Annotated in this window: 27 protein-coding genes; 13 read left to right on the top strand and 14 right to left on the bottom strand. The window is 62.8% G+C overall.

Going from position 1 to position 25,589, the window contains the following annotated elements:
• Window positions 1-28 precede the first annotated feature (28 nt).
• Entirely contained in the window at window positions 29-1,051 is a 1,023-nt protein-coding gene (locus EK373_RS03500; protein WP_129641346.1) for a sulfate ABC transporter substrate-binding protein, read from the bottom strand.
• A gap of 33 nt (window positions 1,052-1,084) precedes the next feature.
• Window positions 1,085-2,497, bottom strand: coding sequence for an OprO/OprP family phosphate-selective porin (locus tag EK373_RS03495; protein ID WP_129641345.1), 1,413 nt, complete (start codon window positions 2,495-2,497; stop codon window positions 1,085-1,087).
• Between the two features lie 413 nt (window positions 2,498-2,910).
• Here EK373_RS03495 and EK373_RS03490 point away from each other — a divergent pair, with 413 nt between their 5' ends.
• The 7 genes from EK373_RS03490 to trpA are packed head-to-tail and all read left to right on the top strand — an operon-like array spanning window position 2,911 to window position 9,425.
• Window positions 2,911-4,296 carry an anthranilate synthase component I family protein gene (locus tag EK373_RS03490; protein ID WP_129641344.1) on the top strand — a complete coding sequence of 462 codons (1,386 nt, stop codon included), beginning with the start codon at window positions 2,911-2,913 and terminating at the stop codon, window positions 4,294-4,296.
• Complete coding sequence (locus tag EK373_RS03485) at window positions 4,293-4,898, top strand: anthranilate synthase component II (protein WP_232831007.1); 606 nt, start codon at window positions 4,293-4,295, stop codon at window positions 4,896-4,898. Before EK373_RS03490 ends, EK373_RS03485 begins: the two co-directional genes overlap by 4 nt.
• Entirely contained in the window at window positions 4,895-5,938 is a 1,044-nt protein-coding gene (gene trpD, locus EK373_RS03480; protein ID WP_129641342.1) for an anthranilate phosphoribosyltransferase, read from the top strand. The genes EK373_RS03485 and trpD overlap by 4 nt, the downstream gene beginning before the upstream one ends.
• Window position 5,939: 1 nt before the next feature.
• On the top strand, window positions 5,940-6,812 hold the full coding sequence (locus EK373_RS03475) for an indole-3-glycerol phosphate synthase TrpC (protein ID WP_129641341.1): 873 nt from the start codon (window positions 5,940-5,942) through the stop codon (window positions 6,810-6,812).
• A 2-nt stretch (window positions 6,813-6,814) separates the two neighbouring features.
• Window positions 6,815-7,414 carry a phosphoribosylanthranilate isomerase gene (locus tag EK373_RS03470; protein WP_129641340.1) on the top strand — a complete coding sequence of 200 codons (600 nt, stop codon included), beginning with the start codon at window positions 6,815-6,817 and terminating at the stop codon, window positions 7,412-7,414.
• Window positions 7,411-8,655, top strand: a complete 1,245-nt coding sequence (trpB, locus tag EK373_RS03465) for a tryptophan synthase subunit beta (protein ID WP_129641339.1) — start codon at window positions 7,411-7,413, stop codon at window positions 8,653-8,655. Before EK373_RS03470 ends, trpB begins: the two co-directional genes overlap by 4 nt.
• The gene (gene trpA / locus EK373_RS03460; protein WP_129641338.1) at window positions 8,655-9,425 is read left to right on the top strand and encodes a tryptophan synthase subunit alpha; all 771 of its coding nucleotides are present in this window, start codon (window positions 8,655-8,657) and stop codon (window positions 9,423-9,425) included. The genes trpB and trpA overlap by 1 nt, the downstream gene beginning before the upstream one ends.
• A gap of 532 nt (window positions 9,426-9,957) precedes the next feature.
• Here the strand turns inward: trpA and EK373_RS03455 are convergent.
• On the bottom strand, window positions 9,958-11,454 hold the full coding sequence (locus EK373_RS03455; protein ID WP_198683046.1) for a putative bifunctional diguanylate cyclase/phosphodiesterase: 1,497 nt from the start codon (window positions 11,452-11,454) through the stop codon (window positions 9,958-9,960).
• 189 nt (window positions 11,455-11,643) lie between these two features.
• Between EK373_RS03455 and EK373_RS03450 the strand changes: the two genes are divergently transcribed.
• From EK373_RS03450 to EK373_RS03440, 3 genes are all read left to right on the top strand, one after another.
• Entirely contained in the window at window positions 11,644-12,204 is a 561-nt protein-coding gene (locus tag EK373_RS03450; RefSeq protein WP_129641336.1) for a TIGR00730 family Rossman fold protein, read from the top strand.
• A 103-nt stretch (window positions 12,205-12,307) separates the two neighbouring features.
• Window positions 12,308-12,679: an aspartate 1-decarboxylase gene (gene panD / locus EK373_RS03445; protein ID WP_129641335.1), complete on the top strand. Its 372-nt coding sequence runs from the start codon at window positions 12,308-12,310 to the stop codon at window positions 12,677-12,679.
• Window positions 12,680-12,691: 12 nt separating this feature from the next.
• Window positions 12,692-13,345, top strand: coding sequence for a DedA family protein (locus tag EK373_RS03440; RefSeq protein ID WP_129641334.1), 654 nt, complete (start codon window positions 12,692-12,694; stop codon window positions 13,343-13,345).
• Between the two features lie 83 nt (window positions 13,346-13,428).
• Here EK373_RS03440 and ubiB read toward each other — a convergent pair whose 3' ends face one another.
• From ubiB to dapF, 9 genes are read right to left on the bottom strand one after another with little or no spacing between them, the layout of a single operon-like run.
• Window positions 13,429-15,066, bottom strand: coding sequence for a ubiquinone biosynthesis regulatory protein kinase UbiB (gene ubiB / locus EK373_RS03435; protein ID WP_198683045.1), 1,638 nt, complete (start codon window positions 15,064-15,066; stop codon window positions 13,429-13,431).
• A gap of 3 nt (window positions 15,067-15,069) precedes the next feature.
• Window positions 15,070-15,663, bottom strand: coding sequence for a ubiquinone biosynthesis accessory factor UbiJ (locus EK373_RS03430; protein WP_129641333.1), 594 nt, complete (start codon window positions 15,661-15,663; stop codon window positions 15,070-15,072).
• A 1-nt stretch (window position 15,664) separates the two neighbouring features.
• Entirely contained in the window at window positions 15,665-16,432 is a 768-nt protein-coding gene (ubiE, locus tag EK373_RS03425) for a bifunctional demethylmenaquinone methyltransferase/2-methoxy-6-polyprenyl-1,4-benzoquinol methylase UbiE (protein ID WP_129641332.1), read from the bottom strand.
• Window positions 16,433-16,474: 42 nt separating this feature from the next.
• Window positions 16,475-16,876: a gamma-butyrobetaine hydroxylase-like domain-containing protein gene (locus EK373_RS03420; protein WP_129641331.1), complete on the bottom strand. Its 402-nt coding sequence runs from the start codon at window positions 16,874-16,876 to the stop codon at window positions 16,475-16,477.
• A gap of 25 nt (window positions 16,877-16,901) precedes the next feature.
• Complete coding sequence (gene hslU, locus EK373_RS03415; protein WP_129641330.1) at window positions 16,902-18,230, bottom strand: ATP-dependent protease ATPase subunit HslU; 1,329 nt, start codon at window positions 18,228-18,230, stop codon at window positions 16,902-16,904.
• A gap of 19 nt (window positions 18,231-18,249) precedes the next feature.
• Complete coding sequence (gene hslV / locus EK373_RS03410; RefSeq protein WP_129641329.1) at window positions 18,250-18,786, bottom strand: ATP-dependent protease subunit HslV; 537 nt, start codon at window positions 18,784-18,786, stop codon at window positions 18,250-18,252.
• Window positions 18,787-18,806: 20 nt separating this feature from the next.
• A complete protein-coding gene (gene xerC / locus EK373_RS03405) occupies window positions 18,807-19,709 on the bottom strand; it encodes a tyrosine recombinase XerC (RefSeq protein WP_129641328.1) in 903 nt (300 codons plus the stop codon).
• A 24-nt stretch (window positions 19,710-19,733) separates the two neighbouring features.
• On the bottom strand, window positions 19,734-20,474 hold the full coding sequence (locus EK373_RS03400) for a DUF484 family protein (protein WP_129641327.1): 741 nt from the start codon (window positions 20,472-20,474) through the stop codon (window positions 19,734-19,736).
• Window positions 20,475-20,509: 35 nt separating this feature from the next.
• Window positions 20,510-21,328, bottom strand: a complete 819-nt coding sequence (gene dapF / locus EK373_RS03395) for a diaminopimelate epimerase (protein ID WP_198683304.1) — start codon at window positions 21,326-21,328, stop codon at window positions 20,510-20,512.
• 105 nt (window positions 21,329-21,433) lie between these two features.
• On the opposite strand from dapF, the gene EK373_RS03390 reads away from it, so the two are divergent.
• On the top strand, window positions 21,434-22,075 hold the full coding sequence (locus tag EK373_RS03390; RefSeq protein ID WP_129641325.1) for a ParA family protein: 642 nt from the start codon (window positions 21,434-21,436) through the stop codon (window positions 22,073-22,075).
• Here the strand turns inward: EK373_RS03390 and EK373_RS03385 are convergent.
• The gene (locus EK373_RS03385) at window positions 22,072-22,953 is read right to left on the bottom strand and encodes an SDR family oxidoreductase (protein ID WP_129641324.1); all 882 of its coding nucleotides are present in this window, start codon (window positions 22,951-22,953) and stop codon (window positions 22,072-22,074) included. The genes EK373_RS03390 and EK373_RS03385 overlap by 4 nt on opposite strands.
• An 84-nt stretch (window positions 22,954-23,037) precedes the next feature.
• On the opposite strand from EK373_RS03385, the gene EK373_RS03380 reads away from it, so the two are divergent.
• Window positions 23,038-23,559 (top strand): GbsR/MarR family transcriptional regulator, encoded by a 522-nt coding sequence (locus EK373_RS03380; RefSeq protein ID WP_129641323.1) that lies wholly within the window; start codon window positions 23,038-23,040, stop codon window positions 23,557-23,559.
• Window positions 23,556-24,530, top strand: coding sequence for a TIGR01777 family oxidoreductase (locus EK373_RS03375; protein WP_129641322.1), 975 nt, complete (start codon window positions 23,556-23,558; stop codon window positions 24,528-24,530). The genes EK373_RS03380 and EK373_RS03375 overlap by 4 nt, the downstream gene beginning before the upstream one ends.
• Here EK373_RS03375 and EK373_RS03370 read toward each other — a convergent pair.
• Window positions 24,508-25,587 (bottom strand): 2Fe-2S iron-sulfur cluster-binding protein, encoded by a 1,080-nt coding sequence (locus EK373_RS03370; protein WP_129641321.1) that lies wholly within the window; start codon window positions 25,585-25,587, stop codon window positions 24,508-24,510. The two genes, EK373_RS03375 and EK373_RS03370, sit on opposite strands and share 23 nt — an antisense overlap.
• Window positions 25,588-25,589: the final 2 nt, after the last annotated feature.

Raw genomic sequence — 25,589 nt, 5'->3', positions numbered from 1 at the left:
GCGCTGCCCACCGACGTCACCTCCCAGATCACTCCGGCGCGTAGATCTGATCGAACACCCCGCCATCGGCGAAGTGCACCTTCTGCGCCTGGGCCCAGCCGCCGAAATCCTTGATGGTGACCAGGTTCAACTTCGGGAACGTCTTCTGGTACTTCGCGGCGACCGCCGGATCGATCGGGCGGTAGAAGTTCTTCGCGATGATTTCCTGGGCCTCCGGGCTGTACAGGTACTTCAAGTACTCGGTCGCTACTTCGCGCGTGCCCCGACGCAGCACCACCTTGTCGACCACGGTCACCGGCGGCTCGGCCAGGATGCTCAGGCTCGGTACCACGATTTCCACCTTGTCCGGCCCCAGCTCCTTGATGGACAGGAACGCTTCGTTCTCCCAAGCGAGCAACACATCACCGATGCCGCGTTGAACGAACGTCGTCGTCGCGCCACGAGCACCCGTGTCGAGCACGGGCACGTGGCTGAACAGCTTCTTCGTATATTCCTTCGCCGAAGCCTCGCTGCCGCCCGGCTGCTTCAACGCCCAGGCCCAGCCCGCGAGATAGTTCCAGCGTGCGCCGCCTGACGTCTTCGGATTCGGCGTGATCACCTGCACGCCGGGCTTGATCAAATCGCCCCAATCCTTGATGCCTTTAGGATTGCCTTTGCGCACCAGGAACACGATGGTCGAGGTGTAAGGCGAAGAGTTGTGCGGCAGGCGGGACTGCCAGTTCGCCGGCAGCAGCTTGCCGGTGCTGGCAATGGCGTCGATGTCACCGGCGAGCGCCAGGGTCACAACATCGGCCGGCAAGCCGTCGATGACGGTGCGCGCCTGTTTGCCCGAGCCGCCGTGCGATTGTTTGATCGTGACTTTGTCGCCGGTCTGCTTCTCCCAATGAGCCGCGAATGCCTTGTTGTAGTCCTCGTACAGCTCGCGCGTCGGATCGTAGGAAACATTCATCAGATTCACATCGGCGGCCCGCGCCACCGGACCGCTCAGCGCAAAGCCGGCGAGCGCAAGGCCCGCCCAGTAGCGCCATGAAAATATCTTGAAGCCCGTCATGTGTCGTTCTCTCCGGTAATCGACAAATAAAGATCAGAAGCCCACCGCAAAGCGGGTAAACAAAGCTTTTTCGTCAGCACGGTCGCCGATGGCGGCGCCGCCCTCGAAGCTGGTGACGTCGTAGTTGAGCGACCACTTGTAGTTCTGGGTCAGGTACCAGTTCACGCCCACGCCCCAGGCGCTGGCCTTGCTGGCAGCGGTCGCGGGGTTCGCAAACGAATCGGCCGCGCCGACGAACGCGTCGTCGTCGATGTCGAGCTCGTGATAGCGCGCGACCAACTCGAGCGCGCCCCACGTGCCCTGGCTGGGGTCGAAGATGGATTGCGGCGTGAAGCCGCGGAACGATTCGTCCTCGCCGGTAGCGAACCAGGCGAGCTGCAGCTGCCAGGCGGTGTTGTCGAGCGTGTCACGACGCAGACCGGCGGTCGCAGTGAGTCGGGACACGTCTTGAGAAATCGTCACGTATTCGCCGAGCACGCCGAAGCTGCCGATCGAGTAATAGGCCTGCGGCGTCCAGCGCAGACGCTCGCCATCGGCGATCGTGCCGTTCACACCGTTCGTCGTGCCGCGATAGCTGAAGAATGTTTGCTGCCCGGGCGTGCGATAGCTGGGCAGAAGTGTGGTCGTCGTATTGCCGGTCGAATTCACATACGTGCCCGCGACGCCGAAGCCGAGACCGCGCAGCGCGAAGTTATCCGAGTTCAAGAACGGCTGGACGAACACGCGTGCCGCCCAATCGCCCTTGGTATCGTTCTCGGCATCGGCGTTCGGCGTGTTGCTGTCGCTGCTGCTGCCGTCGCCGACGCCGTTGAAATAGCCGAGCGAGTAATTCACGACGCCGCCAGCAATGTCTCCGCCCAGTTGCAGACCGAGATCGCGATTGGGCACGAGGCTGGTGGGCAAGCCGCGCTCGATGAAGCGCAGATCGGTGGATGAGACCAGGCGCTCGAGACCCACCGGCACTTTGAACTTGCCGGCAGTGACGACAGCCCACGGCTTCAAGCGTGCCGCGATGAACGCATCGAGAATGATGGTGCGACCGCCGGCGAAGTCCGGCGTGAACCGAAAGTCATAGATGTTATTGAACGTGCCTTCGAACGTCGGACGCACCCGGCGTAGAAGCCAGGTGTCGGCGGTCTCCGGGGTGGCGTCATCCGCAAAGTAACGTCCGTCGAAATGCAGCACGCCACGCAGGCGCGCGACATTGGCCCCGTCAGCCGATTGAATACGAAAGCCTTGCTGAGGCGAGGCGCGCACGATTGGCGTCGTCGGCGCGGCAGCCTTCGCTGCTTCTTCCTGCAGTTCGAGCTTGCGCTCCAGGATCCGGATTTTCTGTTCCTGCGCGTCCAGCCGTTCACGCAATTCGGACAACTCGTCCGCTTGTGTACCGGCGGTCGCCACGCCCAGCACCACCGCGATACTTCCGGCCAGCAGATTCGAAGCCATAAAACTGCCTCCCGATAGGTTGTTGGTGGCCACGCTGCCTCAAGCAGTCCCTGATTCCATCGTAGGAGTGGGCAGGTGAAGGATCAGTCGGGCTGCCGTGACAAACGGGTCTCAAGGCGACCGGGTAGGTAGAACTTGCGGACCCGCCGGGGCCCGGCTCCAACCCATTGCATACAAGGAAGTTGACTCCCCCTCGGGCGGCCGGTAATACTCACGCGCATGACTACGTCGCTCGCAATTCACCGCTGGTGGTGGCGACCCTCACAGGAGAGGGCCGCTGGAGCTTGTTGGGCGTAACAAACACACACTAGCCAAGCATCCAAAGAACCCATCTCCGCGCACCGATCCGGAGATGGGTTTTTTATCGCCCCTCGCCGGACCGAAGAGCACGGTTCAACGCCGAGGACAGTTGAGTGCAACCACCCTTCGACATCGCCGCAGACCTGGACACGCCGGTCTCGGCCTATCTGAAGCTCAAGCCCTTCAAGCCGCGCTTTTTGCTGGAGAGCGTCGAAGGCGGCGAACGGCTGGCGCGGTATTCCTTCATCGGCTTCGGCGATTGTCTGGAAGTCCGGCTCGACGAGCGGGGCTTGAGCATCGACGGGCGCATCGGTCCGCCGCCGCAAACCCAGGCCGAATTGCTGAGTGCACTACGCAGTGCACTGGCACGCGCCCCGCAGCCCAGTCCGCAGATTCCCGGCGTGCCCTTGCCGGGTGGCTTGGTCGGCGCCGCAAGCTACGACCTGGTGCGGCGTTTCGAGCGACTGCCGCCGCGAACCCCGCTGGCCGAGCCCACTCCGGAAGCTCATTACCTTGCGCCTCGCTCGCTCCTGGTCTTCGACCATCTCACTCGCGGCGTCGCGCTGTTGCACGCAGGCAGTGAAAGCGAGCGCGTGGCTCTGCGGCGCGAGGTGGTGAAGGCATTACGCGGCGCCATTCCCCCGAGCGACAAGAAGATCAAGTATTCGCCGGCCGTCGGCAGCCTGAGCGAAGAGCAGTACATCCAGGGCGTGCACCGAGTGAAGGAGTACATCGCCGCCGGCGATGTGTATCAGCTGGTGTTGTCGGTGCGCTTCGCCGGCCTGTGCGACCTGGAGCCGTTCGAGGCGTATCGAGCGCTGCGTCTGCTGAATCCTTCTCCTTATATGTATTTTTGTGAGCTGGGCGATTCGACCATCGTCGGCTCGTCGCCCGAAGCGCTGGTCAAGCTGTCGCGCGGTCGCGGGTCGATGCGTCCGATCGCAGGCACTCGGCCGCGCGGTCGCGATTCGGTCGAAGACGCCTTGCTGCAAAAAGAACTGCTGGCCGATCCGAAAGAAAATGCCGAGCACATCATGCTGGTCGATCTGGCTCGCAACGACCTGGGCCGGGTGGCGAAGGCCGGCACGGTCAATGTGAATCCTTATCGAAGCATCGAGCGCTACAGCCACGTGATGCACATCGTCAGCGGCGTGAACGGCGAGCTCGCTCCGGGCAAAGATGCATTCGATTTGTTTGCTGCCGCGTTCCCCGCCGGCACGCTGGTCGGAGCGCCGAAAGTGCGCGCAATGGAAATCATCGACGAACTGGAGCCGGTGCGACGCGGCTTCTATGGCGGCACCGTCGGCTACTTCGGTCATGGCGGCGACATGGATCACGCGATCACCATTCGTACGATGGTGTTCCGCGGCGATACCTATAGTTATCAAGCGGGCGCGGGGGTGGTCGCAGACAGCGTCCCGGCGGCGGAATATCAAGAAGTCCTGGCCAAGAGCGCCATCGTGCGCCGTGCGCTGGCGTTGGCGGAGGAGGGGCTGTGAGCAATCCAGAAACAGCACGGTTGCTGCTGATCGACAACTACGATTCGTTTACTTACAACCTGGTGCAGGCCTTCATGGTGTTGGGCGCCGAAGTGCTCGTGCACCGTAACGACAGCATCACCGTCGACCAGGCGAAGTCGCTGAACGCGACGCATCTGTGCATCTCTCCGGGCCCGGGCACGCCGTACGACGCGGGCGTGTCGATGCGCATGATCGAAGCGTTTGCCGGTGAGGTGCCGATCTTCGGTGTGTGTCTCGGCCACCAGTCTCTCGTCGAAGTGTTCGGCGGCAAAGTGGTGCGCGCCGGCCGGCTCATGCACGGCAAGACGTCCCTCGTGCACCACGATGGCCAGAGCATCCTGAAGAACATGCCCGAGCCGTTCGAAGCCGGCCGCTATCACTCGCTGATCGCGCAGCCGGACACGCTGCCCGACGCGCTCGAAGTGACGGCGCGCACCGATGAAGGCGAGATCATGGGAGTGCGGCACAGGACCTTCAACATCGAAGGCGTGCAGTTCCATCCCGAGAGCGTGCTGACGCCGCAGGGGCCGGTGCTGATGGGCAACTTCCTGCAGCAGCGTTCCGGCAAACGAGCGGCATGACCATGCGTCAGACGCTCGAACGATTGCTCGACCGCAGTAACCTGAGCGAACAGGAAGCTTCGGAGCTGCTGGTCGCGTTGACGGATCCGACCCTGGCTCCGGCCATGGGTGGCGCGGTTCTCGCAGCGCTGCGAGCCAAGGGCGTGACGGCGGATGAAGTGCGTGGTTTCGCGAAGAGCATGCGCAAGCTTGCGCGTCGCCCGGAGTTGTCGCCAGGCAGTCCACTGGTCGACATGGTCGGCACCGGCGGCGATGGTTCGGGCAGTTTCAATCTTTCCACCGGGGCGGCGCTGTTGGTTGCGTCGATGGGCATTCGCGTCGCGAAGCACGGCACCAGTTCCGTTTCCAGTCGCAGCGGCAGCGCCGATGTCATACGCGCGCTTGGATTGGCTCTGCCGCTCGATGAGCGAGCGTCGGGCGAGTGCCTCGATGCGACCGGCTTTACGTTCTTCTTTGCGCCTCACTATCACCCGGCCATGAAAGCGGTGATGCCGATCCGGCAGGCGCTCGGGGTACGTACTGTCTTCAACATCCTGGGCCCCTTGTCGAATCCCGCCGAACCCGACTTTCATTTGATCGGCGCGTACAGCGCCGACATCGCGGAGTTGATGGCCGAGACCATGGCGGGCATGCCGCTGCAGCGGGCGTACGTCGTGCACGGCGCATCCGGCTGGGATGAAGCCACGCCGATCGGCCCGTTCACCGTATTCGATGTCACGCCCGGCAAGGTCGTGCGTTCGACGCGCAGCGCCGAGGAATTCGTGCTGCCCCAGTGCAGCGTCGAAGAGTTGAAAGGCGGCGATGCGGCCTATAACGCCCAGCACCTGCGCGCCGTTTTGGAAGGTCGGGAACAGGGCGCCCATCGCAATGCGTTGATCTTACAGGCCGCTCTCGTGCTCGAATTGCTGGGCAAAGCCGCTTCGGCGCAGGATGCAGCGCATATGGCGCAGGATGCCATCGAGAGCGGCGCCGGGCGGCGCCTGTTGGAAAAATTGACGGCTTTCGGCCAGCAACAATCGGCCGCGAGCCAGGGGCGCTGACATGTCCGGCCTGCTTACTCAAATGACTCAATCGAGCCAGACGCGGCTCGAAGAAGCGCGTGCGCGCGAACCCGAAAAGGCGTTGTGGGCGCGAGCCTGCGACATGCCGCCGGCGCCGCCTTTGCGCCTGTCGCCGGAAGGTTTCGATGTGATCGCCGAGTGCAAGTTGCACTCGCCGTCGGCGGGCGATCTGTCCGCCAATACCAGCGATGTCGAAAGTCGCGTCACCGAATATGCATGTGGTGGTGCATGCGCCGTGTCGGTGCTCACCGAGCCGCTGCGCTTCGGGGGTCAGCTGGAACACCTGACGCAAGCAGCCCGCGTGCTCGCTCCTCACAACGTCCCGGTGATGCGCAAAGACTTTCTCGTCGATCCTTATCAGGTGATGGAAGGTCGCGCCGCAGGTGCAGGCGGTGTGCTGGTCATCGTGCGCATGCTCGACAAGAGCCGCATCACGGCGCTGCTCGACTGTGCGTGCATGTTGAAGATGTTTGTGTTGCTCGAAGCGTTCGACGCCGCCGATCTGCAGATCGCTCGCGAAGTGCTGGCGCTGCGTCGGGGCCACGACGAAACGATCCTGGTGGGGCTGAATTGCCGCGATCTCGACAAGCTCACCGTCGAGCTGTCGCGCTTGTCCGAACTGGCCGATAGCATGCCGCCGGGTTTTGCGCCGGTCGCCGAAAGCGGTGTGAATACGCTCGATGACGTGACGAAGATCGTCAGTCTGGGTTATCGCGTCGCCTTGATCGGCACGACGCTGATGAAGGCGCCGCAACCGCGAGAGCTGCTGGGCAAGATGCTTTCAGCCGGTCGCCAGACCGCGATGGGCATGGCCACTCGCAAGCTGCGCATAGCGAAGGGCGAAGTGAGCTGAGGATGATGTGGGTCAAAGTCTGTGGGCTGACCACAGCTGATGCCGTTGCGGCGGCGGTCGACGCCGGCGTGAACGCAGTCGGTTTCGTATTCGCCGAGTCGAAGCGGAAGGTCACGCCCGGCCAGGCGGCCGAGCTCGCCCGCGATGTGCCACGTGACATCTTGCGTGTCGCGGTGATGTTGCACCCGTCGCAGGCGCAGCTCGACCAGGTGTGGTCGCAGTTCAAGCCGGACGTTTTGCAAACGGACGTTGCCGATCTCGCGAGCTTGCAGGTGCCCGCCGGCTTGCAAGTGACGCCAGTGTTTCGCGCAGGTCGCGCGTTGCCGGCAACGTTGCCGACGAGGTTGCTGTTCGAAGGGCCGGTTAGCGGCACCGGCGAGACGACGGACTGGTCGGCGGCCGCCGAGCTCGCTGCACGAACGCAGTTGATTCTGGCGGGCGGACTGCAGCCCGCGAACGTCGCCGAGGCGATTTCGATCGCTCGCCCGTTCGGCGTCGACGTGAGCAGCGGCGTGGAAGCGCGGCCCGGTGTGAAGGATCCGCAGAAGATTTATGACTTTGTCCGTAACGCACGTGCGGCGGGCAACGGAGTAGTGAAATGAAACATTCCTTGAGCAAGAGCGAACAGCAGGCGCTGATCGCCAATGTCCAGCAGGACGCCTATCCCGACGAGCGCGGTCGCTTCGGGCCGTTCGGCGGCCGCTACATTCCAGAAACGCTGGTGCCGGCGCTCGATCGGCTGCAGGTCGGCGTCGACCGCTATCTGCGCGATCCGGACTTCCTGCGCGAGTTTCACGACGAGCTGCACAACTGGGTCGGTCGCGCGACGCCGCTGACTTTTGCGCGGACGCTGTCCGAAAAGTGGGGTGCGGAAATCTGGTTGAAGCGCGAAGATCTCGCGCACACCGGCGCGCACAAGATCAACAACTCCATCGGCCAGGTGCTGCTGGCGAAGAAGCTCGGTGCGAAGCGAGTGATCGCTGAAACCGGCGCGGGTCAACACGGTGTAGCGTCGGCTGCCGCCTGCGCGCGTCTGGGCATGCCTTGCACTGTATATATGGGCTCGGTCGACATGGAGCGCCAGGCGCCCAACGTCGGTCGCATGAAGTTGCTGGGCGCCACCGTCGTTCCTGTCACCAGCGGCGATAAGACACTGCGCGCTGCGGTCGATGAAGCGTTGCGCGACTGGGTGTCCGATCCCAATGGCACCTACTACTGCCTGGGCTCGGCAATCGGCCCGCATCCGTATCCTTACATCGTGCGCGAGTTGCAGTCGGTCATCGGCCGTGAAGCTCGCGTGCAGATTCTCGAGCGCACCGGCAAGCTGCCCGACCTGGTCGTCGCCTGCGTCGGCGGCGGCTCGAACGCGATCGGCATGTTCCATCCGTTCGTCAAAGACAAAGACGTGCAGATGCTGGGTCTCGAAGCCGGCGGCAGCGGTTCAGGGCTCGGTCAGAACGCGGCCTCGATTGCGTACGGCACACCCGGTGTTCTGCAAGGCTGCTTCTCGTTGTTGTTACAGGACGAGAATGGCCAGATCCAGGAAACGCATTCCGTGTCGGCCGGTCTCGACTATCCCGGTGTCGGTCCCGAGCATGCCTTGCTGGCAAGCATCGATCGGGTGAAGTACGAAGCCGTGAACGACGACGACGCGCTCGCTGCGCTGGCCGAGTGTTGTGCGGCCGAAGGCATTCTGCCGGCGATCGAATCGTCGCACGCGCTGGCCGGTGCGAAACGTTACGCGCTCGCCAATCCGGGCAAGCGCATCCTGATCGCGCTCTCGGGCCGCGGCGACAAAGACATGCCGACGCTGCAACGTACCCTGTTGAAGGATGTGCTCTGATGCCTGCTCGTGATCTCATCAGCACCGCGATTCGCAATCGGCGCGAGACCGGCCAACCGGCGCTGATCGCTTACATCACCGCGGGCTTTCCCAAGAAGGAAGGCTTCATTCGGCAACTGAACGCGGTCGGAGCCGTGGCCGATGTCGTCGAAGTCGGCGTGCCATTCACCGATCCCATGGCGGACGGCACGACGATTCAGCGTTCCAGCCGCGCAGCTCTGGAGCAAGGGGTGTCGTTGCGGTGGATTCTGCAGGAGCTGACGCGTGCGGAAGTGAAGCCTCGAGCGCCGTTGCTGTTGATGAGCTATCTGAACCCACTGCTCGCTTACGGCATCGACAAGCTCCCCGAGGATGCGGCCGGTGCCGGCATCTCGGGCTTCATCGTTCCCGACCTGCCGTTCGAGGAAAGTCACGAGCTGCGCAATGCGCTGGACGCACGCGGTCTCGCCCTCGTTCAGTTTGTCACGCCGGTGACGCCCACCGAGCGAATGCAGATGCTGACCGAAGGCAGCGGCGGATTTATCTATGCGGTTACCATGACTGGCACCACTGGCAAGAACGTCGCGGTGCCCGAAGAAGTGCTGGAGTACTTCGATCGCGTGAAGAAGCTTTCGCCGGTGCCGGTGTGCGCGGGCTTCGGCATTCGCAGTCGCGAGCAGGTTCAGCGGCTGGCGCCGTTCATCGACGGCGCGATCGTGGGCTCGGCGCTGGTCGAAGTGCTGGAGCGGGGCGACGATCCGGCGCAATTCCTTCGATCGCTGCGCGAGTAGGTCGCCCTGTCGCGCGCGAGCGACGGTAAATATTTCCAATTGATGAACGAGCTGCTGCAGCTTCACGATGCAGCGGCGCGCTCGCCCCATCGTTCACTTGCGCTGTAGGCGCGAGCTAGGAACAATCCGCGGCCTCGATTCTTAAGAACGTCAGTGGGTGCATTGCACGTTCGACGTGTTCAGGCGGGAGTGATGGCGTCGAAAACTCCAGGATTCTTCGCAGCGCTGTTTGGGGCCAAGAAAGTCCCGGAACAGCGCCCGACGGTTTCCCAAACCAAAACCAATCCTTATCACGCCGTTTCCGTTCTGCCCGGCACCGATGCGTGCGCCGCGGCCTATCGCTTTTCCGGCCAGCGCTTCTTATCCCGGCAGGCGCCGCGTTTGCCTCTGCCGAGCTGCGATGTCGCGACTTGCGGCTGTCGCTTCAAACATCATAAGGATCGCCGCTCGGGTCCGAGACGAAACAGCGACGTGGGCATGATCATGGCGGGGTATTCCGGGAACGAGCGCCGCCAGTCCCGCGGCCGTCGCTCTACCGATCACTACTAGCGCTTTCCGGCGAGAACGCCGACAAGCGGCTCTGCGTGCGGAGCATGTCGGCTTCGGTCAGCTCCGGAAGATCGGCGCGCAGCTTTTGCAATAGCGCTTCGAACGCCGACGGCGGCACCGCCGGGCTGCAAAAGAAACCTTGATACTGATCGCAACCGAGCTCGCGCAGGTAGCCGAGTTGCTCGGCGGTTTCGACGCCTTCGGCGACGACTCGCAGCCGCAAGTTGTGAGCAAGCGAGATGATGGCTTTGACGATGGACGCGTCCGCCGGGTTGGACATCAGGTCGCGCACGAAGCTGCGATCGATCTTGAGCTTGTCGAGCGGGAAGCGGCGCAGGTAACTCAGGCTGGAGTAGCCGGTGCCGAAGTCGTCGATGGAAATGTGCACGCCCATGGTGCTCAGGAATTCCAGGGTCGATGCGGATTTCTCGGCGTCGTCCATGATCGCGCTTTCGGTCAGTTCGAGCTCCAGATAGCCGGGTTGCAATTGGGCTTCTTCGAGCGCCGAACGAACTACCGCGACCAGATCGACGTGCCGAAACTGCTTCGCCGAAAGATTTACCGCCACGCGCACCGGCGACATTCCTGAATCGATCCAGGCACGCACCTGGCGGCAGGACTCGCGCAGCACCCATTCGCCGATCTGCACGATCAGCCCCGTGTCCTCGGCGATGGGAATAAAAACACCCGGCGGCACGAGGCCGCGCGTGGGATGGCGCCAACGCAGCAGTGCTTCGGCGCTTCGGATGCGATTCGTGCCGATATCGACCTTGGGTTGATAGTGCAGCTCCAGCTGGCCCAGCTCGACCGCGCGACGCAGATCATTTTCCAGCGACACGCGTTCGTCCGCGGCGTTCGACATTTCCTGCGCGTAGAAACGATAGCTGCCGCGACTCGCCGCCTTCGCTACGCGCAAAGCCATTTCCGCTCGGCGCAGCAGGAGGTCGAACGTGTCGCCATCGAGCGGATACATGCTGACGCCCATGGTCAGCGAGGTGTGAATATCGAACGAAGCGATCACGAACGGTTCGCGTACCGCCTCGGTAAGTTTGTTCACGATCGCTTCCGCTTCGCGCGGTCCCTTGAGCTCGCGCGCAATGATCGTGAATTCGTCGCCCGCCAGTCGGGCCAGCACATGGTTGTGACCGAGTGTCGCGCGCAATCGCTGTGACAACCCGAGCAGCAGCTCGTCGCCGGCCTGATGACCCAGGGAATCGTTGATGGGTTTGAGACGATCGACGTTCAGGACGATGACGGCGAACTCGTTGGCGCTGTGCCTGGCATCGACGATGGCTTGCGAGGCCACGGTGGCCGCAGCGCGTCGGGTGGGCAGGCCGGTCAGGTAATCGGCGCCGTCGCGCCGGCGCAGGACCCGCTCGCGATGCAGCTGGATCGCAAACCAAGTGGCGATGGCCGTTGGCGCCGCGAGAATCGCGAGCAGCGGCAAGTACGCCAGCCAGTATTGAAGAGTCCCTTGCATGTACTCAGACGGTCGTCGTGCCCCGCGGCCGCGAGACATCTGTTGAACATATCGGGCACTGGCCACCCGGCTTGAGAGCCAGTGCTCCAAAGAACACTGACAGGCACGGTCCAAGGCGCGAAGTGTGCGCTGGTTCGCACGCCTCGTCGTCTCGATTAACGTAACGGGCTCTCGGTTAGAATCAGGGCCATGCGCTCAATCTGTGTGTTTTGCGGCTCCAGCCCCGGCAATCGACCCGAATATATGGACCTGGCCCGGGCTACCGGCCGCTTGATTGCCGAGCGACAGCTCACGCTGGTCTATGGCGGCGGCAAAGTGGGGCTGATGGGCGCCCTGGCGGATGCGGCGCTGGCGGCCGGCGGGCGAGTCATCGGCATCATTCCGCAGATGCTGCTGGATCGCGAAGCCGGCCATCGCGGGCTGACCGAGCTGCGCGTCGTCAGCTCCCTGTCCGAGCGCAAGTTCGTGATGGGCGTGCTGTCCGACGCGTTTCTGAGCCTGCCGGGCGGCATCGGCACCCTGGACGAGCTGTTCGAGGCCTGGAGCTGGTTTCAACTGGGATTGCACAAGAAGCCGAGCGGACTGCTGAATTTCCAGGGCTACTATGATCATCTGGTGCAGTTTCTCGACCTGGCGGTGACCGAGGGCTTCCAGAATCCCCGACATCGGGCGGCATTGCTGGTCGGAACAGAGATCGAGTCACTGCTCGATCAGCTAATGGCTGCTTCCCAAGGCGCGCCATCGACGTAATTCTGCTGCCATGTGTCACCTTGACACTGATGTCCCCTGCCTGCAGCCTTCGGGCCGCCATCTGCAGGGGCCGGCCCCTGGCCCACTGACTTAAGAGGACCCCATGCTCCGAACCATGCTCCAGGCCAAGCTGCACCGAGTGCGCGTGACCCAGGCCGACCTCGACTACGAAGGCTCGTGCGGCATTGACGAAGGTCTGCTGGAAGCGTCCGGGCTACGGGAAAATCAGTACATCGAGCTCTATAACGTCAACAACGGCGAGCGCTTTTCGACGTACATCATCAAGGCGCCCCGCGGTTCGGGCGCGATCTCGTTGAATGGCGCCGCGGCGCGCCGGGCGATGGTCGGCGACCTGCTGATCATCTGCGCTTACTCGCAATATTCCGATGCCGAAGTCGAGAAGCACGAGCCCATCGTCGTGCTGGTCGATGAGAACAACCAGCCGCGCGTGAAGCCGCTGCGAGCCGCGTCCTGAGGCGCCGACCGCATGGAGCTGATCACGTGGTTCATTGATTTCATCCTGCACCTCGACAAGCACCTCATCGAGCTCATCGCCAATTATCACCACTGGATCTACGCGATCCTGTTCCTGATCATTTTCTGCGAGACCGGCGTGGTGGTGACGCCGATTCTCCCGGGCGACTCGTTATTGTTTGCTCTCGGCGCGCTGGCAGCGGTCGATACCACGGGGACGCTCAACGCGCCGGCGTTGTGGGCGTTGTTGATGGTGGCGGCCTGGCTGGGCGACGCGACCAACTTCCGTATCGGCCGGGCGATCGGGCCGCGAGCGTTCAGCGGCACCATTCCCTGGTTGAAAAAGGAATATCTGGATCGGACGCACGCGTTCTACGAGAAGTACGGCGGCAAGACCATCGTGCTGGCGCGCTTCGTGCCGATCGTGCGTACGTTCGCTCCGTTCGTGGCGGGCGTGGGGGACATGAACCGGGCGAAGTTCTTCACCTATAACCTGCTGGGCGGGTTCCTGTGGGTGACGATTTTCATCTGGGGCGGCTACCTGTTCGGCAACGTGCCGCTGATCAAGGAGAACTTCGGCCTGGTCACGATTGCGATCATCGTGATTTCGTTGATGCCGGTGGTGTGGGAGCTGATCCGTGGCGGGCAGAAGCCCGCCGGCGCATAACGCCGCCACGGTGGTTTTATTTTGGCCTGCGGCCGGCCCAGATGGCGCCAGCCGCAGGCCAAGAAAAAAACAAGGTTGCTGCGTTATTTGCGTAGCGTGAACAAGCCCACGATGCTGGCTCCGAGCAAGGTAAAGCCCAACCACTCCGGGCCGGTATCGGTCGCAAGCAGAATGATGCTGCTGAGCACGCCGATCGCACCCACCAAGGTCACGTCGCGGCGGCGGCCGTCCTCCTTGATCGTCTGTTTCAGCCGCTCGATCTCCGTCGTATCGATGGGCACTCTGAACCGCCCGTCCGATGCGCGTTGAACCGCGTTCTCCACCAGCGGCGGTAACTGATGTAACGCCTGCAGCATATCGGGCAGTTGTTTGCGCACATCCCGGGCCAGGGCTCGCAGGCTCCAGCGTTCGGCCATCCACTGACGCAGCAGTGGCTGTGCCGTCTTCCACAAATCCAGATCCGGATACAGCTGACGGCCGACACCTTCGATCTGCAGCAGCGTCTTTTGGATCAGCATCAACTGCGGCTGCAACTGCGCATCGAAGCGTTGGGCCGCTTCGAACAAGCTGATCAGCACCTGGCCGAAGGAAATCTCCCGCAGCGGCTTGTTCGCAATGGGCTCGCACACCGTGCGCACCGCCGACTCCAGTTCATCGACGCGAACATGCGCGGGAATCCACCCCGAATCGATGTGCAGCTGAGCGATCCGGCGATAATCGTGCTCGAAGAACGCGAGAAAATTCTCCGCGAGATAGTGCTGATCCCGTGGCGCCAGTGTGCCGACGATGCCGAAGTCGACCGCCGCGTATTGCGGCTGCTCGGGATTGTCGAGCAACACGAAGATGTTGCCTGGGTGCATATCGGCGTGGAAAAAGTTATGGCGGAACGCCTGGGTGAAAAAGATCTCCACGCCGTTCTCTGCCAGGCGCTGAATGTTGGCGCCGCGCCTCTGCAGCTCTGCAATATCGTTGACCAGCACGCCTTGCACGCGCTCCATCACCATTACGTTGTGGCGTGTGTAGTCCCAGTAGACCTCGGGCACATACAGCAAGCGTGAGTTGACGAAATTGCGTTTGAGCTGCTGCGCGTTGGCCGCCTCGCGCTTCAGATCCAGCTCATCGATGATGGTCTTCTCGTACTCACGGACCAGCTCGACCGGCCGCAGGCGCGGCGCGTCGCTCCAGTACCGGTTCGCGAGATCCGCGAGCGCGTACAGCACTTCGACATCCCGCTCGATGAGCGCGCGAATGCCGGGCCGCACGATTTTTACGACGACTTCCTTGCCGTCCTTGAGCTGCGCGCCGTGCACTTGAGCAATCGTCGCCGCCGCCAGCGGAGCGGCGTCGAAACGAGCGAATACATCGCTGGTTGGGCGCTCATACGCGGCCTCGACAATGGCGCGAGCAGCGTCATTCGAAAACGGCGGCACGCGGTCCTGCAGTTTCTCCAGCTCGTCTGCAATATCCCGCGGCAGCAGGTCGCGACGCGTCGAGAGCGTCTGACCGAACTTCATGAAGATCGGTCCCAGCTCCTCGAGCGCCAGACGCAAGCGTTCGCCGCGCGACAGCAAGGCTTTGCGCCGGAACCAGGTGTTCGGCGAAAGATAGAACGCGAACCGAACCGGCCGGAACAGATGCGTCGCGAGAATGATCTCGTCCAGGCGATGGCGCACCAGGACGCGTTGAATCTGCAGCAGCCGTGAAATAACTCTCAGGCGCATGCGTCAACCGCGCTTGCGTTCGAGCAGTGACAGGCGCGCCTCGAAGCGATCGACATCGTCGCGCAGCTTGTCGACGCCAGTAATGAACTCATCCGCCTCGGTCCGGCTCGGAGCATCGCGCCCTTCTTCTTGGAGGTACTCAGAAACATTCTGTGCAAACGTGTCCACGGCCCGGCGTGCGAATCCAAGCGCCGAGCGCGCCGCATTGCCGACCTGATGAGCAGCCACGTCGCCAATGACCCGGGACAGCTCTTCTTCCAGATCGGGCCGCGCCTGCTTGAGCAGCTCGCTGAACGTTTGCGCGACCTCGGCATCGCCATGAATGTGCACCGACCCTGTTCGCAACGCCGCTTCGGGCGCTGGGCCGGCCATACGCAGCAGCGACAAGGGCGTGCCCGACAACGTCGCGCTTGGCGTGCCTTCGTGCTGCGTGTCCAGCGACATTTGCTCGCCGTTCGCTTTGAAATAGATGCTGAGCGGCATGCCCTCGACGTGCAGCGCCATCACCTTGGTATCCAAGCGACGGCACAACGCGCGCGCCGCTGACGAAGCGGCGATATTCCGATTGAGCAGCGATTCCAGCGGCGTCAGACGCATGTCAGAAACGATAGCCCCGATGCAGGGCGACGATGCCGCCGGTGAGGTTGTGGTACTTGCAGTTCTCCAAGCCCGCCGCCTGCATCATTTCGATCAGCTCCTGCTGCTTGGGGAACTTGCGAATCGACTCGGCGAGATAGCGATAGCTGTCTGCATCGCGCGCGACAACCTTGCCGAGCCATGGCAACACCGAAAACGAATACGCGTCGTACAACGGCTTCAATCCGGGGACGACGGGATGCGAGAACTCCAGAATCAACAGCTGTCCGCCCGGCTTCAGCACGCGCTGCATGGAGCGCAGAGCCGCCGCCTTATCAGTGACGTTGCGCAGGCCAAAGCCAATGGTCACGCAGTCGAAGCTGCTGTCGGGAAACGGTAAGCGCTCGGCATTGGCGAGCGAGAATCGAACGTTGTTGACGAAGCCGCGGTCGGTCATCGCGTCGCGGCCTTCAGCCAACATGGCGGCATTGATGTCGGTCAGCACGACCAGGCCATTTCCACCCACCTGCTTGCACATGCCCGCCGAGAGGTCGCCCGTGCCGCCGGCCACATCGAGCGCGCGCTGGCCGGGGCGCAATCCCGTCTGCGACAGCGTGAACCGCTTCCACAGTCGGTGCGTGCCCGCCGACATGAGATCGTTCATCAGGTCGTAGTTGCTCGCGACCGATTCGAAAACGGCTCGAACCCGCGCCTGCTTTTCCGCGACCGGCACCTGCTGGTAGCCGAAGTCGGTGGTCGCGTTCGGGGGAGGGGTGGCGTTGGCAGTCATGGGTCGTCGCTGGCTGTGACGACCCATTCTAATCGTTTTGCGCTAGGGGCGCGGCGGCTTCAGTGAGAACGGTGCGGGCTTCTTCGGCAGCACGGTAGGGTAGGCAATGCCCAATTCCTTCAGCCGGTCCAGGTAGTTCTGCCATTTCTGCGCGCGGTCCCGGCCCAGTTCGTACAGGTAGGCCCAGGTATAGAGGCCGGTATTGTGGCCGTCGTCGAACACCAGCTGGACGGCGTAGTTGCCCACCGGCTTGACCTCGGTGATCGCGACCTCGTGCTTGCCAAGCTGCAACTGCTCCTGCCCGGGCCCATGGCCGCGCACCTCGGCCGAAGGCGAGTACACCCGCAAATATTCATACGGCAGCTCGAACACCGAGCCGTCGTCGAAACTGACTTCCAGTACGCGCGACTTGGTGCGCGATTTGATGTTGGTCGGATGCGGCATGGCCGGCCTCAGCAAGGGACGATAACTACAGAATGTAGCGCGTCAGGTCCTCGTCCTTCACCAGCTCGCCCAGGTACTGATCGACGTATTCCTGGTTGATCGTGACGCTGAAGCCATTCTTATCGGCGGCTTCATACGACAGCACTTCGAGCAGTCGCTCCAACACGGTGTGCAAACGGCGTGCGCCGATGTTCTCGGTGCGCTCGTTCACTTGATGAGCGACCTCGGCGATGCGCCGGACCCCGCTGGCGTCGAAATCCAGCGTCACGCCTTCAGTGGCGAGCAACGCCTTGTATTGCGTGCAGAGCGAGGCGTCGGGCTCGGTCAGGATGCGAATGAACTCTTCGACCTTCAGCGCATCGAGCTCCACGCGAATCGGAAAGCGGCCCTGCAGCTCGGGGATCAGATCCGATGGCTTGGACATGTGAAACGCGCCGGAGGCGATGAACAGAATATGGTCCGTCTTCACCATGCCGTGCTTGGTAGTGACGGTGCTGCCTTCCACGAGCGGCAGCAGGTCGCGCTGCACACCTTCACGCGATACGTCGGCGCCGTGGGTTTCCTGGCGACGAGCGATCTTGTCGATCTCGTCGATGAACACGATGCCGTTCTGCTCGGCGTTCTGTAACGCGCGCATCTTCAGCTCTTCTTCGTTGACCATTTTCGCGGCTTCTTCATCCGTGAGCAGCTTGAAAGCTTCACGAACTTTCACCTTGCGAGTCTTGGTGCGCGCGCCGCCGAGGTTGGAGAACATGCTCTGCAATTGGTTGGTGAGATCTTCCATGCCGGCGGGCGCCATGATTTCCACGCCCACAGGCAAGGCGCGAACTTCGATTTCGATCTCACGATCGTCGAGCTGACCTTCGCGCAGCATCTTGCGGAACTTCTGCCGCGTATCGCCGTCGCGAGGATTGGGTTCGGGCTCGGCGGTGAAGCCGAGCGACTTCGGCCGAGGCAGCAAGGCATCGAGCACGCGCTCCTCGGCGGCGTCCATGGCGCGATGGCGCACCTTTTCCATCTCTTCCTCGCGAGTCATCTTGACCGCGACGTCCATCAGATCCTTGATGATGGAATCGACCTCGCGGCCGACGTAACCGACTTCGGTGAACTTGGTGGCTTCGACCTTGATGAACGGCGCACGAGCGAGGCGAGCGAGCCGCCGGGCGATCTCGGTCTTGCCGACGCCGGTGGGGCCGATCATCAGAATGTTTTTGGGCGTGATCTCGGCGCGCAGCGCTTCGGTGACCTGCATGCGGCGCCAACGGTTACGCAGCGCGATGGCGACTGCGCGCTTGGCGGCGCCTTGTCCGACGATGTGCTTGTCGAGCTCTTGAACGATTTCGCGGGGAGTCATTGACATACAATTGGAAGAGTTACTTCAACTCTTCGATCGTGAGATTACGATTGGTGTAGATACAAATGTCGGCGGCAATGTTCAACGCCTTCTCGACGATCGTGCGGGCATCGAGCTGGGTGTTCTGTAACAACGCGCGCGCGGCGGATTGAGCGAACGCGCCGCCGGAGCCGATGGCCATGATATCGTCTTCGGGCTCGATGACGTCGCCGTTGCCCGAAATAATGAACGAGCTTTTGGTGTCGGCGACGCACAGCAAGGCTTCCAGCCGTCGCAAGCTGCGATCGCTGCGCCAATCCTTCGCGAGCTCGATGGCGGCGCGCGTCAGATTGCCGTACTGCTGCAGCTTGGTTTCGAAGCGCTCGAACAGCGTGAACGCATCGGCGGTGCCGCCGGCGAATCCTGCCAGCACTTTACCGTCGTACAACCGCCGCACTTTGCGGGCGTTGCCCTTCATCACGGTGTTCCCTAACGAGACCTGCCCGTCGCCGCCGATGCAGACGACACCGTTGCGGCGGACGGAGAGAATGGTAGTTGCGTGGGGTGATTCGCTCATGGTGTCTGCTTTTCGCGCTGTCAGGTCTTTTTGCGCGCCCGTGGATGGGCCGCATCGTAGATCTTGGCGAGGTGCTGAAAATCAAGGTGCGTGTAGATCTGAGTGGTTGCTATGTTCGCGTGGCCCAGCAGTTCCTGCACGCCGCGCAGGTCCTGGCTGGATTCCAGCAGATGGGTGGCGAACGAGTGGCGGAACATGTGCGGATGGACGTGCACGCCGAGGCCCTGGTGCTTTGCCCACGCTGCGACCTGTTTTTGAACGGAGCGCGGGCTGATGCGATCGCCGAGCTTGCCGACGAATAGCGCGGGATTTCCTACGCCAGCGAGCTTGGTGCGCTCGAGCAGCCACCGGCTGATGGCTTCGACGGCGTGACGGCCAACCGGGACCACGCGCGCCTTGCTGCCTTTGCCTAGCACGCGGACGGTTCGGTCCGCGAGGTCGATGTCGGTGAGATCCAGGCCGACCAGTTCGGACAAGCGCAGGCCGGAGGAATAAAACAATTCCATGATGGCCTTGTCGCGCACGCTGATTTCTTCGTCGGTGCGGAAGCTCAGCAGTCGATTCATCTGGTCCACGTCGATGGTCGCGGGCAAACGTTTCTTCGCCTTCGGCGCCTGCACTTCGATCGCAGGGTTGAGCTTGGCCGCGCCTTCGCGCAACAAGAAGTTATAAAAACTCCTGAGCGCGCTCAAACGTCGTTGAATGGTTCGCGGCGAGGCGCCGACGCGATGCTCGGCCGCGGCGAAGGAGCGAACGTGCTGACCGTCGACGCGCGACCACTCGGTCACGCCGCTTTTATCGCAATGAGCGACGAAACGTTTCAGGTCGCGGCGATAGTTGGAATCCGTGTGCGGCGACATGCGCCGCTCCACGGACAGGTGGTTGAAGAACTTTGGCAGCCAGGCGAGGGCGGATTCATCCATCGATCGACGCCCACGACCGCGAAATCAAGCGGCCGCGACGGCCTCGCTCACCAGATCGCCGATGCGCGCCAGGAAGTCGGTGCTCATGGTCGGGTGGAAACGTTGCGCGTCCGGGCTGCCGATCGCGAGCAGGCCAAAGCCGGCTTCACGGCCGAGCGGCACGAGCGCGGCGGAGCCGATCTCGACGGTGCCGGCGCCGAACAGGAAGTCACGTTGGCTGTCGCGAATCTGGCCGCAGCGTGGGCGGGCGGATTCGAACAGCGTGTCGAACATTTTCAACTCGGCGGCGTTCGCATCGATCAGGCGCAGATGACGGCTGTCGATGCCGCTGAAACCGGTCGGACGATTGGGTGCGAGCAGCAGCAACCATTCGGAAGCGCCGAAGTCCTCGCGCAGCGATGTTTCCATTGAGTCCAGCAACGTGGCGGCGGAGCGTGCGCGAACCAAGCGACACGCGAGGCGGTGGATCTTCGCAGCGAGCACGTCGTTGCTCCGGGCCACATCGATCAGCTCACGCAGGCGCGCTTCCAAGGTCTGATTCTTGTCGCGAAGCGCCGAGACCTGACGCTCGACCAGCGACACGGTGGCGTTGCCGCGGCTGTGCGGGAGCTTCAGCTTGGTCAGCAGCGCCGCGTGGCGCTCGAAGAAGTCGACATTGTTCTGCAGGTAGTCAGCGATCTCGGTCTCGCTGGGCCCACTGTCATCCAGCTTGCCGCTGACCGCGGGGGTGAGGTTCTCCACATCGCGGACCGGTTGCTTGCTCATACAGGTGCCTTGTTCTTCCGCCTGATTCCTAACGCTCAAACTTCCACCGTCCCTTCGAAAACGGTGACCGCCGGGCCGGTGAGCCACAGCGCTTCGCCTGGACCCGGCCAGCGCACGATCATGCGACCGCCCGGTGCGTCCACCTGCACTTCCTCCTGCAGCAGCCCCCAGCGTCGTCCGATGGCGACGGCCGCACAGGCGCCAGTGCCGCAGGCTTGCGTCTCCCCGACGCCGCGCTCGAACACCCGCAAGCGGATGTGAGTCGGGCTCACCACTTCCATGAAGCCCACGTTGGTGCGCTTGGCGAAGCGGGAATGATTCTCTACCGCGGGACCCAGTGTGTCCACGGCGGCATCCCGCACCGAGGGCACTTGCATGACCGCGTGCGGATTGCCCATCGACACCGCGCCGATCTGCAGTTCCTTTTCACCCACACGCAGCGGATACACGTCGGCTTCGCGTGAAGCGTCGAACGGCAGCGCTGCCGGAGAAAAGTTGGGCACACCCATATCGACGGACACCAGGCCGTCATCCCTCAAGAAGCCGCTGATCTGGCCGCCGGGGCTGTCCATCTGCACGCTGGCTTTGCCGAGCTTGCGCGCGACCAGGCTGGCGATACAGCGGGCGCCGTTGCCACACTGCTCGACCTCGGAGCCATCGGCATTGAAGATGCGATAGAACACATCGAAGCCGTCTTTGGACGGCGGCATCAGCACCAAGGCCTGATCGAAACCGATGCCGAGACGGCGGTCGGCGAGGCGGCGAAACACTTCGCTGGAAGGTAATTCGGTGCCGGCGGGAGCCTCGAACACGATGAAATCGTTGCCCAGGCCGTGCATCTTGGTGAAAGACAGGCGCATGCCCGAAGCATATCATTCGCAACAACGCGAAACCCAGCACAGTCCGGCCTGCCCCGACGGGCCCAAGATTGTTTTCTTTCCGGCGAAGCGAGGATTTTCATGCGCCACTTGATGGTAATGAACTCCAAGGGCGGCAGCGGCAAGAGCACCCTGGCGACCAACATCGCTTGTTACTTTGCAGGCCAGGACGCCAAAGTCGCCATTGCGGACTACGATCCGCAGCGGTCCAGCCTCGACTGGCTGGCGATGCGCCCGGACGATCTGCCCAAGATCACCGGCGTGCCGGCCTATGACGAAGGAATACGAGGCGTGCCGCGCGATACCGAGGTGCTGGTGATCGACGCTCCAGCCCGGACGCATGGCGCGGAGATGAACGAGCTGGTCCGGCGGGCCGAGACCATCATCATTCCGGTGATGCCGTCACCCATCGATATGAAAGCCTCGGCGCGCTTCATGGAAGAGCTGCTCGAGCTGGGCAAGGTGCAACGTCAACAGGCGCGCTTGGGCATGGTCGCGAACCGCGTGCGAGAGAACACCCTGCTGTTCGACGAGCTCGATCAGTACCTCGAGAAGCTCAAGGTGCCGTATCTGGGTCAGCTGCGTCAGTCGACCAACTATCTGCGGGCCTATCAGCGTGGCATGAGCATTTTCGAGCTGCCCGAATATCTGGCCAGCCCGGACTGGGAGCAGTGGAAGCCCATCACCAAATGGCTCGATAGTAAAAAGAGCCAGCCGAGTTAGCTGCCCAGGCTGGCGCGAATGCCGGCCTCGGGGTCGGTGTAGCGCAGCTTCACGCCAAGGTGCTTCAGCATGCGATCGTTGCTGACCCGGCGCGATTCGTTGAGGAATGACAGGCGTTCGGGGCTGAACGTGAGCTGGGCTTCTTCCATCGAAACGCGCGGCGGCGGCGGCAGGCCGGTGATCTTTGCGACCAGGTCGATGAACGCGGTCGAACTGATGGAGTTGCCATCGGTGACGTTGTAAACGCCACGCGCTTCTTTGTTCTCGATCGCTGCTTCACAGGCTGCCACCAGGTCATCGACATGGATGCGGTTGCTGATGCCGGCGTCTTCTGGCCGCACCACGGGCTCTGACTTTCGCAATCGTTCCAGCGGCAACCGCTCGGGACCATAGATCCCAGGCACTCGTAGCACGACGCGCCGAACGCGTCGTTCGTGACACCACACCCGGGTCATTTCCTCGGCGCTGACCCGTCGGCGGGCGCGATCCGTCCGCGGCATCACCGGCGTGCTTTCGTCGACCAACCCACCTTCGGCGTCGCCGTACACGCCGGTCGTGCTCATATAAACGAAGCTCTTCGGCGGCACGAACGCCAGGTGCAGGAAACGATCGAGGCGCAGGTCGCTCTCGCCCGAGTTGGGCGGCGGAGCCAGGTAGACGATGGCTTCCTGATCCAGGCGCTCGGGCAGGCTGGCGCCGGCACGCACCCGATCCAGGTCGATGACGATGGTTTTCAATCCGTGGCGCTCCAGCGCGGCGCCCTTGTCGTTCGCGCGGACCAGGGCCGTGACCTCATAACGGTCACGCAGGCGGGCGGCCAGGCGCTGGCCCACATAGCCACACCCGGCAATCAGGATATGAGGACGGGCCGCGCTCATGCGCGCCCTCGGACCATCGACTTGACACGGCGTCGGTGCATATTTAAATTTCAGAAAAGACAGAAATTACGGATGGATCTAGCAATGCAGCTTACGCCTACCATGCATCGTTGCGTGCTCCATTGGGGCGAAATGGCCAGCCGTTGGGGCGTCAGCCGCTCCGTGGCTCAAATCCATGCCTTGCTGTTCCTGGCGCCGTCGCCGCTGACTGCGGACGAGATTGCGGAAACGCTCAATGTGGCGCGCTCCAATGTCAGCGTCAGCATCAAGGAGCTGCAGGCGTGGGATCTGGTCAGCGTGACTCATCAACTGGGCGATCGGCGCGACTACTTCCAGGCGCGCAAGGATATATGGGAAGTGCTCACCATGATCATGGATGGGCGTAAGAAGCGCGAGATCGACCCGACTCTGCAAATGTTGCGTGAGGCTACCGCCGACGCCGGGAAGGACCACGAGACGCCCGAGCAGGTGAAGCAGCGCATTGCCGACATGCTCGAGTTCGTCGAAGAGCTATCGGGTTGGTACGACCAGATCCGCACCATGCCGCGGCCCACGCTCTTGAAGCTCATGCGCATGGGCACGAAGGTCGCCAAGATCGTCACATGAGCCGGCCGGAGTGGCAACGCGTGCCGCGGCGTGTGGTCCGTTCGGACGCGCCGGCCATCGTGTTGGTCACGGGTGCGACGGGTTTCATCGGTCGCCGGCTCTGCCGCAGGTTGCTTGCCGATGGTCACAGCGTCGTTGCGCTGACTCGCAATGGTCAGCGTGCGCGCGACGTGTTCGGCTCCATGGTGCGGGTGATTACTTCGCTCGACGAAATTCTTTCGGGCGAGCGCATCGATGTGATCGTCAACCTTGCCGGCGCGCCCATCATCGCGCAGCCGTGGACTCCAGCGCGTCGCGCTGAATTGCTCGATAGCCGGTTGAGCGTCACCAACAGAATCACCGACCTGATCGCTCGGCTCGAACACAAGCCAGACGTGCTGATCAATGCATCGGCGATCGGCTATTACGGGGTGCGCGGCGACGAGGAAATCACCGAAGCGGCGCGTGGCCAGCCGATCTTTCAATCGCATCTCTGCCAGGCCTGGGAGCTGGCTGCGCAAGCGGCCGAGCGATATGACGTTCGCGTGTGTCGCCTGCGATTCGGCATCGTGCTGGGGATGTCGGGTGGCATGCTGCCGAAATTGATTCCGTCCGCTCGTATGCGTCTGCGTGTGGTGCTTGGGACCGGGCAGCAATGGCAGTCGTGGATCCACATCGACGATCTGCTCGACCTGTTGTGGTTCTGTATCAAGCAGGAAGACATGAGCGGCGGCATCAACGCCACTTCGCCGCAGCCGGTTCGACAGCAGAAGTTTGCGGAGACATTGTCCGCCCAGTTCGGCTGGTCGATTCCGGTGCGCGTGCCGGCCGGAATCCTGCGAGCCACGATCGGCGAAATGTCACAACTGCTGCTCGAGGGGCAGAAGGTGCTGCCGACCAAAGCACTGAGCGCCGGCTTCGCGTTCCGCTATCCCGAGTTGAACGCGGCGCTCGCCGATCTGTTGCGAACTAAAGATCCTGTGAAGGCATGAGCGCGCTGCCGAGCTTGGCCAGCGCGTCCGGCGCGTAATCGAACGAATCAAAAAACAGTTGTTCGGGCGGCAGGCCGCGGCTCGTGAACTCGTGGCGGATCGTTTCGACCATCACGGGCGGGCCGCTGGCGTAAACATCCAGCTTGGCGAGATCGGGATGATCCTCCAGCGCCGCGGCGTGAACCCAGCCTGTTCGGCCTTGCCACTGATCATCGGGGCGCGGCGCCGAGAGCACGGGGACGTAGTGCAGATTCGGATGTTGCTGGCACAGCGCTCGCAGGTGCGCGTCCTCGTAAAGATCTGGCGCTGCCTGCGCGCCCCAATAGAGATACAGTTGCCGGCGATCGCCGACTTCGAGCAGGCTGTGAAGCATCGAGCGCAGCGGCGCATAGCCGGTGCCGCCGCCCACCAGCAACGCCGGTCGCGGCGACTCGCGGCGGAACCAGAATTGTCCGAGCGGCCCTTCGATCCGCAGCAGCGCTTTTTCCAGCGTGCCATCGAACAGCTGCTGGGTGAATTCGCCGCTCGACACGCGACGGATATGCAGTTCGAGCAGCTTGCCGTCGCCCGGCGTGCTCGCAATCGAGAAGCTGCGCCGTCGGTTCTGCGGCAGCATGACGTCCAGATATTGACCGGGTGCGAAATGGAAATATTCGCTGGCCGGCACGCGCAGGAACACCGCGATGATTTCCGGCGTGAGACGCTCCAGCCGCTCGATGCGACAGGGCAGGCTCTTGACGACGATCTCCGGCACCGGCGGCCGGATCTCGCGCACTTCGATGGTGAGATCTTCGCTCGCCGCGTGCGCCTGACAGAGCAGGGCGTAGCCGTCGCGCTCTTCATCCGCCATCAATCCGAGCGGGCGGCCGTGCGGATAACTCACCTCGCCCTGCCGGATGCGAGCGCGGCACGACGAACAATGCCCGCCCTTGCAGCTATGAGGAAGATTCAATCCCGCGCGTAACGCAGCATCGAGAATGGTCTCACCACGTTCGACAGTGAGGATCTGCTGCGACGGTAGCAGCGTGACGCGAGCGTAAGGCCGAGGAGCGGACATGA

This window comes from Peristeroidobacter agariperforans (genome assembly GCF_004138335.1).
GTDB lineage: Bacteria > Pseudomonadota > Gammaproteobacteria > Steroidobacterales > Steroidobacteraceae > Steroidobacter > Steroidobacter agariperforans.
Note: the sequence above shows the minus strand (reverse complement) of the source record. Positions and strands in the feature narration are given on the sequence as shown.